Origin of the sequence: Pseudorhodobacter sp. W20_MBD10_FR17, from assembly GCF_052119765.1 — a bacterium.
Classification (GTDB): Bacteria; Pseudomonadota; Alphaproteobacteria; order Rhodobacterales; family Rhodobacteraceae; genus Pseudorhodobacter.
In genome coordinates this window covers 62712-78507 of the sequence record NZ_JBGQOQ010000001.1, presented here as the reverse complement: position 1 = coordinate 78507, position 15796 = coordinate 62712, and the positions used below count along the sequence as shown (strand labels likewise).

Genomic DNA, 15796 nt, shown 5'->3' with positions numbered 1-15796 from the left:
AAGGCAGCTAAAATCGCCATTTTTTGAAAGCTGCTGCACTGGGTGCCATTACAAGATGTTACAAATTATTGACGGCTCATGCGCGCCTTGCTACGTATAAATGGGTAGGCGGGATCCGCCACCTAAACGCAGGGGGGATGCCATGGATAAAACTGGAAAACTTTCAACATTTGAAAAGCTTGCGGGTGTCAGCACGGCGACGCTGACCACTGCCATGTTCAAACGTGGTTTTAAAAACATCTACCTGCAAGGGCCGCAACGCCTGCGCGCGGGGAAAAGCATGGTCGGGCGGGCCTATACCCTGCGCTATATTCCATCGCGAGAAGACCTCGATGTGATCGATTCCTTTGCCGATCGTGAAAACAAACAGCGCAAAGGCGTCGAGGAATGCGGCGAGGGCACTGTTTTCGTCGTCGATTCGCGGGGCGATTATACGGCGGCGTCGCTGGGGTGCATCCTCGCTACACGGCTGATGATGCGCGGCTGCCAAGGCATCGTTACCGATGGCGGCTTTCGCGACACCCCCGAAATTGCAGCACTGGACATGCCGACTTATCACACTCACCCTAGCGCGCCGACCAACCTAACCAAACACCATGCGGTTGGCATCAATGACCCTATTGCGTGTGGCGGTGTCGCGGTGTTTCCGGGTGATATTATGGTTGGCGATAACGAAGGTGTGGTGTGCCTGCCTGCGCATTTGGCCGATGAAATCGCGAGTGAAGCGGTTGAGATGACCGCGTTTGAAGATTATGTACTGTTGCGTGTGCGAAATGGCGCGTCCACCTTCGGTCTCTACCCGCCAACCGACCCCAAAACCAAAGAGGATTATTTGCAATGGCGCCAAGCGAACGGCCGATAGGCGCAAATCAGATGGGCGCTGGCCTGATAGCCAGTGACGCCGCGCGTCATGGTGACCGCACTTTGGCCGACCAAGCCTATGAGCAGATTTTGTCGATGATAATGCGCGGCGAAATCGCCGTTGGTGCCAAATTGCCCACCGAACACGCGCTGAGCGAACAGTTCGGTATGTCGCGCCCGGTTTTGCGTCAGGCCCTTCAACATCTGCGCGACGATGATTTGATCGTGTCGCGCCAAGGGTCTGGCTCTTTTGTGACCCGTAAACCCGATGGCGCGGTGCTGAATTTTGCGCCCATCAGCTCGATTGCCGATATCCAGCGCACCTTTGAATTTCGCACGGCTGTCGAAAGCGAGGCCGCCTTTTTCGCCGCCAAGCGCCGAAGCGACACCGAGTTGGCCTCTATTAAATCGGCCCTAGAGGCGCTGGATGCCTGCAACGCAGCGGGCCAATTGGGTGTGGATGCTGATGAAGATTTCCACGCCGCGATTTGCAACGCGTCGGGCAATCATTATTTCATGGCCGCACGTATGTCGATGAAGGCCAATATCCTGACCGGCCTGAACCTGACCCGCAACCTGTCGCTGACCAAGCCCAAAGACCGCCTGCAACTGGTCCAAAGAGAGCATTACGCCATTTTCGACGCCATCGCCGCAGGCAACCAAGCTGCCGCGCGGGATGCGATGCGCGCCCATATTGAAAACGCCCGTAAACGGGTGTTCGACGGTACACTTGAACCCTGATTAACGGCTCTCGCCGCTTGTTACCTTGGTTGACCACAGGGGCGTGCCGACATCGGGCACCATGCGCGCCGCTGCTGCAACAACAATTGCCTGCAATCCAACAAGCCCATTTGCCGCCGCCACCAGCCCATCGGCCGCAGGCAGTTGCAACGTGATGCAGCCCGCAATCGCAGGCTGCCCCGACAGATCAACCACAATTGGCCGCACGCCATGCGCCATCAATTCAGCGGCTAACCCTTCAATATTATCAGGTTCCGCCGATTGGGCGCGCAAGAAAACCACCGCCGTGTCTGCACCTGCCATCTCAAACGGCCCATGCCGGAATTGCCCTGCCTCTAGCCCCAAAACCGGTATCCGCGCCAATTCCATCAGGCTTAGCGCCGCCGCATCGGCCACACCTTGCAGGCTGCCCCGTGCCACGAACACCGCGTTGCGCGCCGCTGCGAGTGCATCCACCGCAGGCCCCAAGTCGCCCAAGCTGGCAGGCGTGGCCAGCGCCGCCTCTAGCCCTTCAACAGGCAGCCCCAGCCTGTGCAAAATCGCGGCATGCATCGCGATTGTGATTAATAGCGACCTTGTCGCGGCATAGGCTAGCTCTACCCCGCCGGCCCCGATAATCGGCAAGCCCACCTGCGCCAACCGGCTTTGCGGTGCCAGCGTCAGCCCGATAATCTGGCTGTCATCTTGCCCGTCCAAAAAGCGCAGCACCTCGCCCGAGGCGCCTGATTGCGATGTCACAATCAACGCCGGATCGCCGGGCAAAGGCGCGCGCATATATTCCGACAGCGCCTGTGCTGTGGCATCAATACCCGCCGCACGGTATATCGGCTCAACCATGCGGTTGGCCCAATGCGACCCGCCCATGCCCAGCAGCATCAGCCGCCCCTTGGCACGAATATGATCGGCCGCTTGCGCCACTGGCCCGCAATCCGCCAAAGTCGCGCGCGCATCGGTAAATTGCCGCGACATCTCGGCGTTCAGCAGGTCAAGCCCGGTTGGTTTCATGGCAGTAAATCCCTTTTGGTCAGAACTGCATACCAGCCCCGACCAAAAGCTGCATTATTTCAGCGGGCTACGTCAAGCCATTCGCAACACCAGCGCCTAGCGCATCATATGCCACGCCGCAAAGTCCAGACCCATCGGCTGGGCCAAATCTTGGGTGGAATCATACAGCAGCTCTAGCGCGTAATGCGGGTTATGCACGAAAGCGCCCTTGTCCGAGGTCACAAACTTCCAGTTATAGGCGGCTTGCAGCAGGCGCGGCGTCCAAGCGTTATAGGCAACAGACGCACCGTTAACCTCATCAATACGCCCATCCGCATTGGCATCGGCAAAGAAATAGGGGTGCTTTTGGGCATCATACACCATCGGCACACCGGCAACCTTGGTGGCATAGTCAATAATCAACCCGTGCAGCCGGTCCGCATTGGCCAACATATCGGCGCGGATCCCCTTTTTCAGATCGCCGCTGCCGTCATAGCTGATGCGCGACAGGCGGATATTGTCCAGCGTGCCATCTTCATGGCAAGTTGTGCACGCGTCTTGTGCCACTTTCAGGCTGTGCGGTTCGTGGCAGGAAACACAGGTTTCCACCGGCCGCGCATGAAAGAACCGACCGCTATAGTCTTTGCCCGGATACTGATACCCCGACCCGCCATAACCGCCCAACCAAGTAGATGCCGCAACGGCGTAATGCGGGTTGATAAATTTCAGCTCGGGGTTCGGCGCATCGGGTTCCAGTGTGGCGACGGCCTTGGAAATCATATTACCCGCCGCGCGGCCTTGGTGGCATGTCATGCATGATGCCTCGGCCGTGGTGGCCACGGGGTGCATCAAGCCGCTGGGAAACTTAACCTCCGTCACCTTATTCAAGGCAGGGTTGTGGCAGGTATCGCAATCGACCACGCCGCCAATCGGCGTTGGTTCTTTTTTGACGCCCGGTTCGGTGCCATCTAGCCCGTAAAAGCTACGAAACCCTGCGCCAGAATGGCAGGTCGCACAAACTGCCGGAATCTCACCGTCTTTATCCCAATGGGCAAAAGCCTCGGCATGCGAATCGGAATGCCCAGACCGTGCCCAGTTTGCGATGGCGGTTTGGTTCGCGATCTTAATCTCATCCGGCGCGAACGGTCCCGACCGCGGCATCACAAACAGCTCCATCTCTTTGGCGATCGCCTCAATTTCGGGCGATGCGCTGGTGGTTTGTGCTTGTGCCACCCCAATTGCCGGCAGCGCAGCCAGCGCGAGGCTAAAACAAACATATATCCAAAATAAATCTTTTCTTCTCAATGGCATATGTTGGTTCCTTTTCTGGGGTGGGTACACCTTGGCGCAAATATATGGTATCAGATTTTATGAAATTCTGCAACGATCTCCCCGTAGCACCCTTCGCGACACGGCCATGCCAGTTGGATTTGTAATGCGCGCCTCGCTGTTTTCTTCAGGGTTGGTTTTGCCCCGTTCAGGGCCAGTCCCAGCATGGGCCGATGCCCCAACAACCCTAACGCCCGAGGCCGCGCTTACCGCAAGCCCGAATGAGGGATTGCGGGTCGAACTGATGGTGGCCGAGGATGCCCAAGTCGCCCAAGGTCAGCCGGTTTTGCGTCTGCGCGCGGCCCCTGATGTCGCGCTTGTCGCGCCGATGGCAGGGCGGATTACGCGGGTTGATCTGTTGCCAGGCCACAGGCTGTCGCAACTTGTGGTGTTCCAAGATGAGCATAATAACAGACACGCATTTGATACCAAATCCTTAGCGCTCCCCGCGTTGCTCCAGTCCTCGGGCCTGTGGCACCGAATCCTTAGCCGTCCCTTTGGTCGTATGCCGCGCGCCACTGAAACCCCCGCCGCGATCTTTGTCATGGGCATTGATACCACCCCCGATGCGCCCCCGCCTTGGGCGGCCATTGCAGGGCGCGAGGAGGATTTCAGCCGTGGCATGGGCGCGCTGACAGATTTCGCCGCCAAGTTGTTCATGTGCGAGCCCGCCAATCAGCCTTGCCCTGCCGATCTGCCCGCAACGGTCACGCGCCTTTCCGTTGCCCCCATCCATCCACAAGGGCTGGCTGGCTGGCAAATTCACCGCCATTTTCCGGCCACACCCGCCGCCCCAGTTTGGGAGGTTCACGCCGAAGATGTCGCTGATATCGGTGCGCTGCTCGCCACGGGGTATCTGCCCGCCACACGTCTGGTCAGCATCACCGGCGATGCTTTGCACGCGCCTAGTGCTGTTCGCTGCCAGCCCGGTGCCGATCTGCGCGGGTTGTGCCAATCTCTGTTGCGCCCCGGCCCGCATGAGGTGCTTTCGGGGTCAATTCTTAATGGCCGGCCCGCGCATTGGCTTGGCCCCCACGACAGGCAAGCCACCCTGCTGGCCTGTCCCGCAGCGGCCAAATCCCCGCATTGGTTTGCCACAGCCCTTGAGCGCGCGGCCCGCCATGCGCCTATCATCCCGTCAGCGGCCCTAGATCAATCGCTCGGCGGCGCACTCCCCGCCGCTGCCCTTATCCGCGCCCTCGCCACCGCCGATACAGAAGGGTTCACCCGCCTCGGCGGTTTGTCCTTGCTTGCCAGTGACATCGCCCTTGCCGATTACGCCACCGGTGCGCGCCCACGCCTTGCGACACAGCTTCGTGCTATGCTGCATAAAATCGCCGCCGAGGAGGATGCGCTATGAAACGAGGCCTGTGGGACCGCGAAATCATCGCGTTGCTGTTGCTGCTGGCCATGCTGCCGATGCTGCTGGCATGGCTTGCCTACGGCGGGTTAGACGCCGCCAGCCGCCTTGCCTTTACCCTAGTCACATCGGGCCTTTGGCACCTTGTCTTTATGCTGGCCCGCGCACAACCGCCATCTTTTGCCGGTGCGCTGACCGCCATCGCTGTGGCCATGCTTGCCCCCCAAGACCTGACCCTGTGGCAACTTATCCTTGGTATCAGCTTTGGGTCGGTCATGGCCGAGTTGGTGTTTGGTGGCTGGGGCCGCAACGTGCTGAACCCGGCCACCGTCACGCTCGCCTTTCTCGGCTTTGGCTTTCCTACAGCGCCGTGGCATGACTTTGCGCCACCCGTGGCGTGGGCTGCCATTCCCGCGCTGGCCATTGGCGCGATGTACGGCGTTATGTCGTGGCGGCGGATCCTTGGTGCGTTGGCGGTCCTCGGGCTTGCGCTTCTTGCCGAAATGCCGGTTGCGCCGGTCCTTCCCTCCGCCACCATTGTATTTGCCTTGCTGGTCACCGACCCAGTTGCAAGCGCCTCTACTCGGGCAGGCAGCTTTCTGAACGGCGCAGTTTTTGCCGCCCTTACCACGCTATTCGCCACCCAATGGCACAGTGTCGCCCCCGCCCAAATGGCTGTCTCGGCGGCGCTTCTTACCTCACTCGCCGCCCCACTGCTGGATGAGGTTGCAATCGCATTCTGGCTTGCGCGCAGGAGAAAACGTCATGGCTAATCTGAACCCCCTGTCTGCATGGCGCAGCCTTTTGGCCCTGCCAAATGAGAGCCGTACCAAGACGATTGTTATCGCCTTCCTCGTCTCGGCCATTTGCGCGCTGTTCGTCAGCGGTGCCACCGTCATCTTGCGCCCCATCCAAACCGCCAATCGCGCGGCGGAACAGCAGGCGCGGCTGGAAACCCTGATCGCGGGCATCCCCGGCATGACCGACCTGCTGGCCCAATCGGGTGGTACGCTGTCAACCGTCGTGATCGACCTGACCAAAGGCGCTGTTGCCGACATCCCTGCTGCCGATCTTGCGACGGCGCTGGAAGATAGCAGCAATTGGACCGGCCTGACCGTCGCCCAAGACACCGCCGGTTTGGGTCAGCGCCCCAATTTCGCACAAGTCTATTTCCTGCGCGGACCGGATGGCAGCCTGTCGCTGGCCCTCTTGCCGATCAGCGGGGCGGGCTATAACGGCCCCATCGACGCCATTCTTGCCCTGCGCGCCGATACGCAAACCATCGCAGGCCTTGCGATCACCAACCAATCCGAGACCCCCGGCCTTGGTGCGCGGATCGAAGAACCCGCTTGGCTGTCGCAATTCGGCGGCAAATCGGCCATCGATCCCAGCGGCGCGGTGCGCTTTGCCGTGGCCAAAGGCAGCGCGGGCAGCGCCTATGAGGTGGACGGCATCACCGGCGCCACCCGCACCTCAAACGCGATCACCCGCATCATGCGGTTTTGGCTGGGCGATGACGGTTACGGCCCGCTGCTCGCTGCAATTCGGCGGGGGGAGTATTAGGCCATGCCCGCAACCCCCAGCCTTTGGCAGGTTCTAACCACCCCGCTGATCCGGCAAAATCCGGTGACGCTGCAAATCCTTGGCATCTGCTCGGCGTTGGCTGTGACCACGTCGATGGCAACGGCGCTAACCATGTCTGCGGCACTGACGGCGGCGCTGGTCATGTCGGCGGGCACCATTAGCCTGATCCGCAGGCACATCCCCGACTCCATCCGGCTGATCGTGCAAATCGTCATCGTGGCCTCGCTCGTCATCGTGATTGATCAGGTTTTGCAGGCTTATCTGTTTGATATCAGCCAAAAGCTGTCGGTTTTTGTCAGCCTGATCACCACAAACTGCCTTGTGCTGGGGCGCACGGAATCTTTTTCGCGCCACAATCCGCCAGTGCGGTCGATGGTCGATGCGCTGGGCAACGGGCTGGGCTATTCGCTGGTGCTAACCATCATCGGCGCGGTGCGTGAGCTGTTCGGGGCAGGGGCCTTGCTAGGGTGGCAAGTGCTGCCAACGGTTGATCAAGGCGGTTGGTACACGCCGCTAAACCTGATGTTGCTGGCGCCCTCGGCGTTTTTCCTGCTGGGCGGTTTGGTCTGGGCGATACGCACCGTTCTGCCTGACCAATCCGAGCCGCTGGAATATCTGCCCCCCGACATGCGGGGGGATAACAAATGACCGATCTTTGGAGCCTGTTCCTGCGCGCCGCCTTTGTCGAAAACATGCCGCTGACGTTTTTCCTTGGGCTGTGTACCTTTATCGCGCTGTCGCGCAAAACCGCGCCCGCGCTGGGGCTTGGCATCGCGATGATCGCGGTGATGGGCGTGACCGTGCCGCTGAACCATTTGATCTACACCACGCTGCTGGCCCCCGGTGCGTGGGCTTGGGCAGGGTTGGATACCGACCTTTCCTACCTAAAGCTGATCGCCTTTATCGGGGTCATCGCCGCTACCGTGCAACTGTTGGAAATGGTGCTTGATCGGTTCTTTCCTACGATTTACGCGTCTTTCGGGGTGTTTTTACCGCTGCTTACGGTGCAATGCGCCATTTTGGGGGGCAGCCTGTTCATGGTAGACCGCAAATATGACCTTGCCCAATCCACAGTCTTTGGCCTTGGTGCCGGCTTTGGGTTTGCCGTCGCGGTGGTTATGCTCAGCGCCATTCGGGCGCGGCTGGCCTATGCTGACCTGCCCCAAGGGCTGCGCGGGCTTGGCATTACCTTTATCCTTGCCGGTATGATGTCGCTCGGCTTTTCGGCCTTTGCGCAGATGGTGGCATCATGACCGAAATCCTGCTTGGCGCCTGTATCATCACAGCCCTTATTTTGGCGTTAACGCTTGCGCTGCTGGCGACGCGCCGCAAGCTTATCCCCGCGGGCGCGATGGCCGTCACTGTGAATGGCACCGAAACGGTGATCGCCGCGCGGGGCGATAAATTGCTGGGCGCGTTGCACGGTGCCAATATCGGCATTCCGGCGGCCTGCGGTGGTTCGGGCACTTGCGGGCTGTGCCGTGTGGTCGTGACGGGCGAAGGCGCGGGCGCACCTATTGCCACCGAAAAGGCCATGCTGTCGGCGGCCGAGCGGAAAGCCCATGTGCGGCTTGCCTGCCAAACCACGTTGCGCGGGCCTTGTGCTGTCACCGTGCCAGCCGCGTTCCTTGGGGCCACGGGTTTCACCTGCACCGTCGTGTCAAACCGCCAGCTCGCCCCTCTGATCCGCGAGCTGGTTTTAGACCTGCCCCCAGACCAGCCCTTTGATTTCCGCGCCGGTGGTTTTTTGCAACTGACCGCCCCGCCGTATGCTTTGGATTTCAGCCAGATCGACATCGACCCCGCTTTCCTTGACATCTGGCAACAGGCCGATTGGCCTGCCCTGCGTACGAGTTCGGCCAGCACTGTGACCCGCGCCTATTCCATCGCCAGCAGGCCCGCCGATGTGGGCCGCGCCGTGTTTAACATCCGCCTTGCCGTGCCGCCTGCGGGCCAAGAACACAGCCTGCCGCCGGGCGTCGTCTCGTCATGGCTTTTCGCGCTGAAACCCGGCGATACGGTTGCTGCCTCGGGCCCCTTCGGTGATTTCCACGTTCAACCCACATCGCGCGAGATGGTGTTTATCGGCGGCGGTGTTGGGATGGCCCCCCTGCGCGCGATGATCCACGCGCAGATCGGCGCGAATACCCCCCGCAAAATGGGCTTTTTCTACGGTGCCCGCACCGCCGCTGACCTGTTTTATGTGGATGAGTTTGAGGCGATTGCGCAGCAAAACCCCAACTTCACATGGACGCCCGCGCTGTCTGACCCCGCCCCCGGCGACCGCTGGCAAGGGGCTACCGGCTTTATCCACGAAACCGTCCGCGCAGCGATGCAGGGCCACCCCGCGCCCGAAGATTGCGAATATTACCTCTGCGGCCCACCCGTCATGATTTCTGCCGTGCTGCATATGCTGGCGAAACTGGGGGTCGAGCCGCACTCTATCTTTAACGACGATTTCGGAGGCTGACCTGATGCCATTTCACCCCACCCGCCGCCAAATGATCGCCCTGATCGGCGCCACACTTTGGGCTGGCACCACACGCGCCGAAACTACGGCCACCCAGACCATTCAAGGCCAAGCCTTTGCCAGCCCGTGGCGCATTACCACCCCAAACGCTACCGATGCTGAAACCCACCGCGTTGCCATCGACGCGCTGCTTGCCGAAATTGACCAGCAAATGTCGCCATGGCGCGATGACAGCGAGATCACGCGCTTCAACACTGTGGCCCAAGAGACCGCCGCCTCGCCCCAATTGACCACAGTTGCCCAAGCCGCCCTAACGCTTGCACAGATCAGCAATGGCTGGTTTGACCCGACCGTCGGCCCTCAGGTGGCCCAATGGGGCTTTGGCCCGATAAAAGGGGCAAGCATGGGCGTGGATCGGTGGCAAGGCTTGCATGCCACCGGCGACAGCCTGCACAAAAACAATCCGACCCTGACCATGGATCTCTGCGGCATTGCCAAAGGCTATGCGCTGGATCGCATGGCCGAGCACCTGCAAAACGCGGGTCTCCAATCCTTCCTGATCGACCTTGGGGGGGAGCTGAAATCCGCAGGCCAGCACCCCTCGGGCCGCGATTGGCATGTGGCGATTGAAGACCCGCGCCAAACCCGAATTGGGCCCGCTACAGCGCTGCGGCTGCCCTCGGGCCTGTCGGTGGCCACCTCTGGCCTGCGGGCCCAAAGCTATGCCTTGGGCGGCGTTGACTACGGCCATATCATCAATCCGCATTCTGCCCAGCCTGCCACAGGTACGCTCGCATCGGTCTCAGTCCTGCACAGCAGTGCGATGCTGGCCGATGGGTGGGCAACAGCCCTTGCCGCGGCCGAGGAAGCCGCCCCACAACTTGCCGCCGAGAATGGCATTGCGGCGTTGTTTCTATTCACCACAAACGGCAGTTTGCACCAAAAATCCACCGGCGGCTTTGACCGTCATTTGCTTTAAAGGGCGCGCGTAATGGAAATTCTACTGGCGCTTGGTATCATCCTGCTCGCCGTCCTTGGCCTTGCGCTTGGCAGCCTGTTCGGGCGCGGGCCGGTCAAAGGTTCGTGCGGCGGCATGGCCTGCATCAAAGACATCGCCTGCGAGGGCTGCCCCAACCGCAAAGGCGGCCAGCCATGACCGAACAAACCCTGCATGCATTGCTGCAATCAGGCGTGCCCACCCTGACGCCCGACACGCCAATCCGCCGCGCCGTGGCCTTGTTGGTGCAGCACAACCTGCCCGCCGCGGCCGTGCTGGATGATAGCGGCGCGTTGCGTGGCATCCTTAGCCAAAAAGACTGCTTTCGCCCCGCGCTGCACGCCAGCTACTATCAGGAATGGAAGGGCACGGTGGCCGAATACATGACCGCCAAGGTTATCACACTTACCGCTAGCAGCGACATTATCACCGCCGCCGAGGCCTTTCACACCCACCCCTACCGCGTGTTTCCGGTGCTGGAGGGCGCGCGTTTCTTGGGTCTGCTGACCCGTAGCGCCGTTCTGAAACGGCTGGTCGAACTGGGCTAGCGCACTTCAATCAGTCTTTTCATAGGTCACAAACGGCACCTTGGTCGCCACCTGATCATAGAGCATCCGGCCTTTGTAGTTATTCTCTTGGGTGTTCCAATAGGTCAGCTTGATGCCGCCACGCTTGGCCTCGCTATGCACGGCATTTATCAACGCGCGGGCCACGCCTTTGCCGCGCTGGCTGGGCGCGGTGAACAGATCCATCAAATAGCAGGTATCCTCAACCGTCCACATAAAGCGGTGAAACAGATAGTGCGCGAGGCCGACAATTTCGCCATCCACCACCGCCACCAGCCCTTTATATTCGCCCGCCGCCCCCGACAGCATCCGGGCAAAGGAGGTCGTATAAACCTCTTCGCTGACCGAGGTTTCATAGAAAGTCAGATAGTCCGTCCACAGCTGCCGCCACGCGTCATGGTCGTCAGCGGTCAACGGGCGGATTGCAACCTCATCACGCATCAGGCGCTCCTTTTCGCGCGATATTGGGCGGGAACGCCTGCGCGTGCAAGGCCTTCAGTGGCCGCCTCCATCAGTGATGGCGCGCCATCATCGCCTCTTGCGCCGATATAATCCCTCGCGCGGCCAAATCGGAAACCTCTGCCGCATGCTTTTGCAGGGCTGCCACGGTTTCGGCATCGTCCGAGGTTTGGATGATGATAATCCCCGTATCGGTCGGGTCTATTTCCGTCACAATCAATGCACGGTTTTTGAACAAGATATCCAGCGTCAGGCTTTGGATCGTCACCTTCGGGTCGCGGCCTTGGTCTACGCGGTCGATCATCCCGATCACATGGGTTACCAACTGGTCGCGCAGGGCAGGGTCGGTTGTTTCGGTCACCGTGCGAATGCCGTTGGGCAGGTTTTCCACCGTGCGGGTGATTTTGTCATGCCCTTCAAACATCGCCCGCAGCTCGGCTTCTTCCTCGGGGGTGGTATCGATGCCTTTGAACATATGGTCCATCCCAAAGCCGCCCATATGCCCCATGCCCATTCCCATGCCGTGCATCCGCGACATCACCATATGTTCCAGCGTATAGCGGTTGGCATAGGCTGCCCCGCCAAGCACGGCGACGACCCCAAGTGTCAGCAAAAGCGTACGGTGTTTCATGGTGGCCCCTTTATATTCAAACTGCTTGATATATGTATGGGTTGGGGCGCGTCAATCGGCGTTACATCATGCGGATCACATCCTTGCCCACCGCCAAAACATAGCCCCTGCGGGCAATCGTTTTCACCAGCAATTCAGATACCAGCTGATTCCCCAAAGCATCACGCAGGCGTTTCACCCGCGTCGCCCCTGCCGCTTCCTCACAATCCGAAGAATCGCGGCCTGAAATCACACCCTCTATCTGTGCGCCGGTCATCACATCGTCATCCATCCGCGCCTCTGCCAAAACCGACAGCGTTTCAATCGCCGCCTCGGTCAGCTTGAATTCCAGATCATTGATGTAAACCGCGTTGGTTTCGCGGCTGATCAGCAGGCTCGATACCTGAATCCCCGACCGCTGAATCGCCGAAATCCGCCGGTTCAGGGCTACAATCGTTACCAGAAAAACCAAGGCGGCGATCATCAATGCGGTCGCGAAAACCAGCAGCACGAAAATCACCACGCGGTAGCTGGACAAAACATCCGAAAACGCGGTGCCTGACTGGGCCAGAATTTCCAGAAGCTTAATCTCGGCACCCGTTGTCAGCCCGTCGTTTTCAACGAAAATCTGCTCAACCCGCGCATTAAAAGCGTTGGCATCGGGCAGGTTGATGAACAGAAAAACTGCAGCCGCCAGCAAGATCAAAACAATCGCAGCAATGCCGCCGGCAACCACCCGGTTACCTGCCCGCAAGCTATCAGAAGGAGAGGTAGTAGGCGCCCGCACTGGCTTTCCTTTCGGCAAGACCCTCAGGCCCGAAAATGGAGACGACGTTCAGAAGAGTCCAGCCGTGTTGTGCTAGCCTAGGCGCAATCACGCCCGCTGCCGCCCCTTTAGAGCAGGCATTGTCGGGCAGCGCGATCACGCCATAATGCAGCCGCAACGGGCTGTCTTGCTTGGCTTTATAATCGGCATAACATTCCGCTTGCGCAGCGCTGGCCAGTAAAAGGCCTGTCACCAAAGCGGCACATCCTTGTCTCACATTCATTGTCTGATCCTTCTGCGCTGCCGTTTGTTGCGGAGTTTGTTCCGTGGGTTGTCCTGTGGCCAACCTGCCCTGAAACTGCGTTGCTATTCAATATCAACCCCTAAAACGGGGCCTGATATCGCATAACATTGCCCTGATATTGCCTGTCAACAGCGGATGGGCCGAATGTGACCTTATCAACCTCGGCGAATCCAAGCGCTGGACCGTTTAAAAAGGATCACACCATGGCTTTCTTAAAAACAAATGCCGCCCGCCGTTTCACGGCCACTTTGGCGGCCACAGCTACAGCCTTTGCTTTGATGACTGCGACCGCCGTTCCGGCCCTTGCCGATCGTCAAAGCGATGATTTTGCCAAAGCTTTGGCCGCCATTGCCGCCATCGCAATTGTTGGATCGGCGTTGACGGAAAAAGACGATCGTCGTGCCACTGCGCCCCACCGGCCCCACCGGCCCCAAACGCAACCAAGCCATCGTGAGCCCCAGCCCCGGTATGAGGCCCCACGCCGGTATGAAGAGCCACAGCGCCGCTATAAAGAGCCACACCGCAATCGCCGTGACGCGGTTTTGCCCGCCCAATGCGCGATTGAGGTGCGCGACCGCCGCCATATCAGCGTGGCCTATGGCGAAAATTGCCTGCGCCGTGCCGGTGTTGACCAACGTCTGCCGCGCCAATGTGAGATTTCTGTTGGCCGTGGCCGCACCGCATATGACGAGAATTGCCTGCTGAACTCGGGCTTTCGTACGCAAGGCCGCCGCCGCTAAGAGCAGCCGCTAAGAGCCGCCAGTATAGGCGCGTTCTGTCCCCTCGGGTGTGCGCCTAAACTTGGGGCAGAGGTAAGCTGTGCGCAAAGCACGCAACCTCTGCCCCCTTTTCATTTGTGGCGCGATTTGCTTTGGTTGCCGCATGATAAAACAAGCCCCCAATGACCAGTTTGAGATCGCCGCCCGTAATCGGGGGGCCATGTGTATTGCCGGTGTGGATGAGGTGGGGCGTGGCCCGCTTGCAGGCCCCGTGACCGCCGCAGCCGTGCGATTGCTGCCGGGACGCGTGCCGCCGGGCCTGAACGATAGTAAGGCCCTGACGGCAAAACGGCGCGAGGCATTGTTCGGCGCGATCATGGAGATGTGCGAGGTTTCCATCGCCCATGCTTCGGTTGAGGAAATCGACGTGATGAACATTCTACGCGCCAGTCATCTTGCGATGGTGCGGGCGCTGCAAGGCCTGCCGAACGCGCCGGATTATGCGTTGATCGACGGAAACCTGCTGCCGCGCGATATGCCGTGCAAGGCCGAAGCGATTATCAAAGGGGATGCGCTAAGTTTGTCGATCGCAGCGGCCTCGATTGTGGCAAAAGTGACACGCGATCGGATCATGGTGGGATTGGCGCAACAGTTTCCGGGCTATGGATGGGATCGAAACGCCGGATATCCGACAAAAGAGCATCAGTTGGCGCTCCTAAATCTTGGGGTGACCGCGCATCATAGACGTTCGTTCAAACCTGTACACAATATCTTGTATCAAGATAAATCTGTAAGTAGTTGATTCAATAAAGAATTTGACGGCGAATCAGGAATGAATCATCTTTAGACCCAAGAAAACGACGCAAAATGCGCGGGGCAGAGGCAAAGATGATGATTAAAACCAAAACACCAACCAAGACGCCAGAATCACAAGTTCTACCATTGAATCAGATCCTTGCAGGCGACTGCATTGACCAGATGAACAGCCTGCCTGCGGGCTCGGTTGATCTGATTTTCGCAGATCCGCCCTATAACTTGCAGCTGAAGGGTGATTTGCACCGGCCTGATAATTCCAAGGTTGATGCGGTTGATGATCATTGGGACCAGTTTTCCAGCTTTGCCAAATATGACGAATTCACCCGCGAATGGTTGGCGGCGGCGAAACGGTTGCTGAAACCGAATGGCGCGCTTTGGGTGATCGGGTCGTATCACAACATCTTTCGCGTTGGTGCTACCTTGCAGGACCAAGGCTATTGGGTGCTAAATGATGTGGTTTGGCGCAAGTCGAACCCTATGCCGAACTTTCGCGGCAAGCGCCTGACCAACGCCCATGAAACCCTGATCTGGGCCAGCCGGGATGAGGGCGCGAAATACACCTTTAACTATGAGGCGCTGAAGGCGTTGAATGAAGGCGTACAAATGCGGTCGGATTGGGTTTTGCCGATCTGTACAGGGCATGAGCGCCTGAAAGATGAAGCCGGCGACAAAGCGCATCCAACGCAGAAACCGGAAAGCCTGCTGCACCGGATTTTGGTCGCGACAACCAATCCCGGTGACGTGGTGCTTGATCCGTTCTTTGGCACAGGCACAACCGGCGCTGTGGCCAAAATGCTAGGCCGTGATTTCATCGGGATCGAGCGCGAGGAAGCCTACCGCAAGGTCGCTGAAAAACGCATCAGCAAGGTCCGCAAATTTGACGCGTCGGCGCTGGAGATTACCGGATCAAAACGTGCCGAGCCACGGGTGCCATTCGGGCAGGTTGTTGAGCGCGGGATGCTGCGTCCGGGTGAGGAATTGTATTCGATCGGCAACCGCTACAAGGCCAAGGTTCGCGCTGACGGCACGCTTGTTGGCAACGATGTGAAAGGCTCTATCCATCAGGTTGGCGCTGCCATGGAAGGCGCGCCAAGCTGCAACGGCTGGACCTACTGGCACTTTAAACGTGAGGGAAAGATGGTTTCCATCGATATCCTGCGTCAGCAAATCCGGGCTGAAATGGCCGATGGCCGGCCCCACTAAGCCCCCGTTTTATAACAGTTTACCGCC

Annotated in this window: 20 protein-coding genes; 14 read left to right on the top strand and 6 right to left on the bottom strand. The window is 59.4% G+C overall.

Translation table 11 applies throughout. The annotated features are described in order from the left end of the window. Window positions 1-142 precede the first annotated feature (142 nt). Window positions 143-862 carry a ribonuclease activity regulator RraA gene (locus ACEN2J_RS00455; protein ID WP_442102364.1) on the top strand — a complete coding sequence of 240 codons (720 nt, stop codon included), beginning with the start codon at window positions 143-145 and terminating at the stop codon, window positions 860-862. Next, window positions 838-1602, top strand: coding sequence for a FadR/GntR family transcriptional regulator (locus ACEN2J_RS00450; RefSeq protein ID WP_442102362.1), 765 nt, complete (start codon window positions 838-840; stop codon window positions 1600-1602). The genes ACEN2J_RS00455 and ACEN2J_RS00450 overlap by 25 nt, the downstream gene beginning before the upstream one ends. Here ACEN2J_RS00450 and ACEN2J_RS00445 read toward each other — a convergent pair whose 3' ends face one another. Both ACEN2J_RS00445 and ACEN2J_RS00440 read right to left on the bottom strand, forming a co-directional pair. Further along, window positions 1603-2607, bottom strand: coding sequence for an SIS domain-containing protein (locus tag ACEN2J_RS00445; protein ID WP_442102360.1), 1005 nt, complete (start codon window positions 2605-2607; stop codon window positions 1603-1605). A gap of 96 nt (window positions 2608-2703) precedes the next feature. After that, a complete protein-coding gene (locus tag ACEN2J_RS00440) occupies window positions 2704-3819 on the bottom strand; it encodes a cytochrome C (protein WP_442102359.1) in 1116 nt (371 codons plus the stop codon). Between the two features lie 202 nt (window positions 3820-4021). Between ACEN2J_RS00440 and ACEN2J_RS00435 the strand changes: the two genes are divergently transcribed. From ACEN2J_RS00435 to ACEN2J_RS00395, 9 genes are read left to right on the top strand one after another with little or no spacing between them, the layout of a single operon-like run. Further along, on the top strand, window positions 4022-5275 hold the full coding sequence (locus ACEN2J_RS00435) for a Na(+)-translocating NADH-quinone reductase subunit A (protein WP_442102358.1): 1254 nt from the start codon (window positions 4022-4024) through the stop codon (window positions 5273-5275). Next, complete coding sequence (locus ACEN2J_RS00430; protein ID WP_442102356.1) at window positions 5272-6048, top strand: RnfABCDGE type electron transport complex subunit D; 777 nt, start codon at window positions 5272-5274, stop codon at window positions 6046-6048. The genes ACEN2J_RS00435 and ACEN2J_RS00430 overlap by 4 nt, the downstream gene beginning before the upstream one ends. Further along, the gene (locus ACEN2J_RS00425; protein WP_442102355.1) at window positions 6041-6838 is read left to right on the top strand and encodes an FMN-binding protein; all 798 of its coding nucleotides are present in this window, start codon (window positions 6041-6043) and stop codon (window positions 6836-6838) included. The genes ACEN2J_RS00430 and ACEN2J_RS00425 overlap by 8 nt, the downstream gene beginning before the upstream one ends. A 3-nt stretch (window positions 6839-6841) precedes the next feature. Continuing rightward, the gene (locus ACEN2J_RS00420; RefSeq protein WP_442102354.1) at window positions 6842-7507 is read left to right on the top strand and encodes an NADH:ubiquinone reductase (Na(+)-transporting) subunit D; all 666 of its coding nucleotides are present in this window, start codon (window positions 6842-6844) and stop codon (window positions 7505-7507) included. Further along, complete coding sequence (gene nqrE / locus ACEN2J_RS00415) at window positions 7504-8112, top strand: NADH:ubiquinone reductase (Na(+)-transporting) subunit E (RefSeq protein WP_442102352.1); 609 nt, start codon at window positions 7504-7506, stop codon at window positions 8110-8112. Before ACEN2J_RS00420 ends, nqrE begins: the two co-directional genes overlap by 4 nt. Continuing rightward, window positions 8109-9329 carry an NADH:ubiquinone reductase (Na(+)-transporting) subunit F gene (gene nqrF / locus ACEN2J_RS00410; protein ID WP_442102351.1) on the top strand — a complete coding sequence of 407 codons (1221 nt, stop codon included), beginning with the start codon at window positions 8109-8111 and terminating at the stop codon, window positions 9327-9329. Before nqrE ends, nqrF begins: the two co-directional genes overlap by 4 nt. Before the next feature lie 4 nt (window positions 9330-9333). Continuing rightward, window positions 9334-10308, top strand: a complete 975-nt coding sequence (locus ACEN2J_RS00405) for an FAD:protein FMN transferase (RefSeq protein WP_442102350.1) — start codon at window positions 9334-9336, stop codon at window positions 10306-10308. A gap of 12 nt (window positions 10309-10320) precedes the next feature. Continuing rightward, the gene (locus tag ACEN2J_RS00400) at window positions 10321-10485 is read left to right on the top strand and encodes a hypothetical protein (protein ID WP_442102348.1); all 165 of its coding nucleotides are present in this window, start codon (window positions 10321-10323) and stop codon (window positions 10483-10485) included. Next, entirely contained in the window at window positions 10482-10874 is a 393-nt protein-coding gene (locus tag ACEN2J_RS00395; RefSeq protein ID WP_442102347.1) for a CBS domain-containing protein, read from the top strand. The genes ACEN2J_RS00400 and ACEN2J_RS00395 overlap by 4 nt, the downstream gene beginning before the upstream one ends. Window positions 10875-10880: 6 nt before the next feature. Here the strand turns inward: ACEN2J_RS00395 and ACEN2J_RS00390 are convergent, their stop codons facing one another. From ACEN2J_RS00390 to ACEN2J_RS00375, 4 genes are all read right to left on the bottom strand, one after another. Next, a complete protein-coding gene (locus tag ACEN2J_RS00390; RefSeq protein ID WP_442102346.1) occupies window positions 10881-11333 on the bottom strand; it encodes a GNAT family N-acetyltransferase in 453 nt (150 codons plus the stop codon). A 70-nt stretch (window positions 11334-11403) separates the two neighbouring features. Further along, complete coding sequence (locus ACEN2J_RS00385) at window positions 11404-11982, bottom strand: hypothetical protein (protein WP_442102344.1); 579 nt, start codon at window positions 11980-11982, stop codon at window positions 11404-11406. A gap of 61 nt (window positions 11983-12043) precedes the next feature. Next, the gene (locus ACEN2J_RS00380; RefSeq protein ID WP_442102343.1) at window positions 12044-12748 is read right to left on the bottom strand and encodes a winged helix-turn-helix domain-containing protein; all 705 of its coding nucleotides are present in this window, start codon (window positions 12746-12748) and stop codon (window positions 12044-12046) included. Further along, entirely contained in the window at window positions 12720-13010 is a 291-nt protein-coding gene (locus tag ACEN2J_RS00375; RefSeq protein WP_442102342.1) for a hypothetical protein, read from the bottom strand. Before ACEN2J_RS00375 ends, ACEN2J_RS00380 begins: the two co-directional genes overlap by 29 nt. 224 nt (window positions 13011-13234) lie before the next feature. Between ACEN2J_RS00375 and ACEN2J_RS00370 the strand changes: the two genes are divergently transcribed. From ACEN2J_RS00370 to ACEN2J_RS00360, 3 genes are all read left to right on the top strand, one after another. Beyond that, complete coding sequence (locus ACEN2J_RS00370; protein ID WP_442102341.1) at window positions 13235-13771, top strand: hypothetical protein; 537 nt, start codon at window positions 13235-13237, stop codon at window positions 13769-13771. Window positions 13772-13913: 142 nt separating this feature from the next. Next, complete coding sequence (locus ACEN2J_RS00365) at window positions 13914-14552, top strand: ribonuclease HII (protein WP_442102339.1); 639 nt, start codon at window positions 13914-13916, stop codon at window positions 14550-14552. Between the two features lie 86 nt (window positions 14553-14638). Then, window positions 14639-15769: a site-specific DNA-methyltransferase gene (locus ACEN2J_RS00360; RefSeq protein ID WP_442102338.1), complete on the top strand. Its 1131-nt coding sequence runs from the start codon at window positions 14639-14641 to the stop codon at window positions 15767-15769. Window positions 15770-15796: the final 27 nt, after the last annotated feature.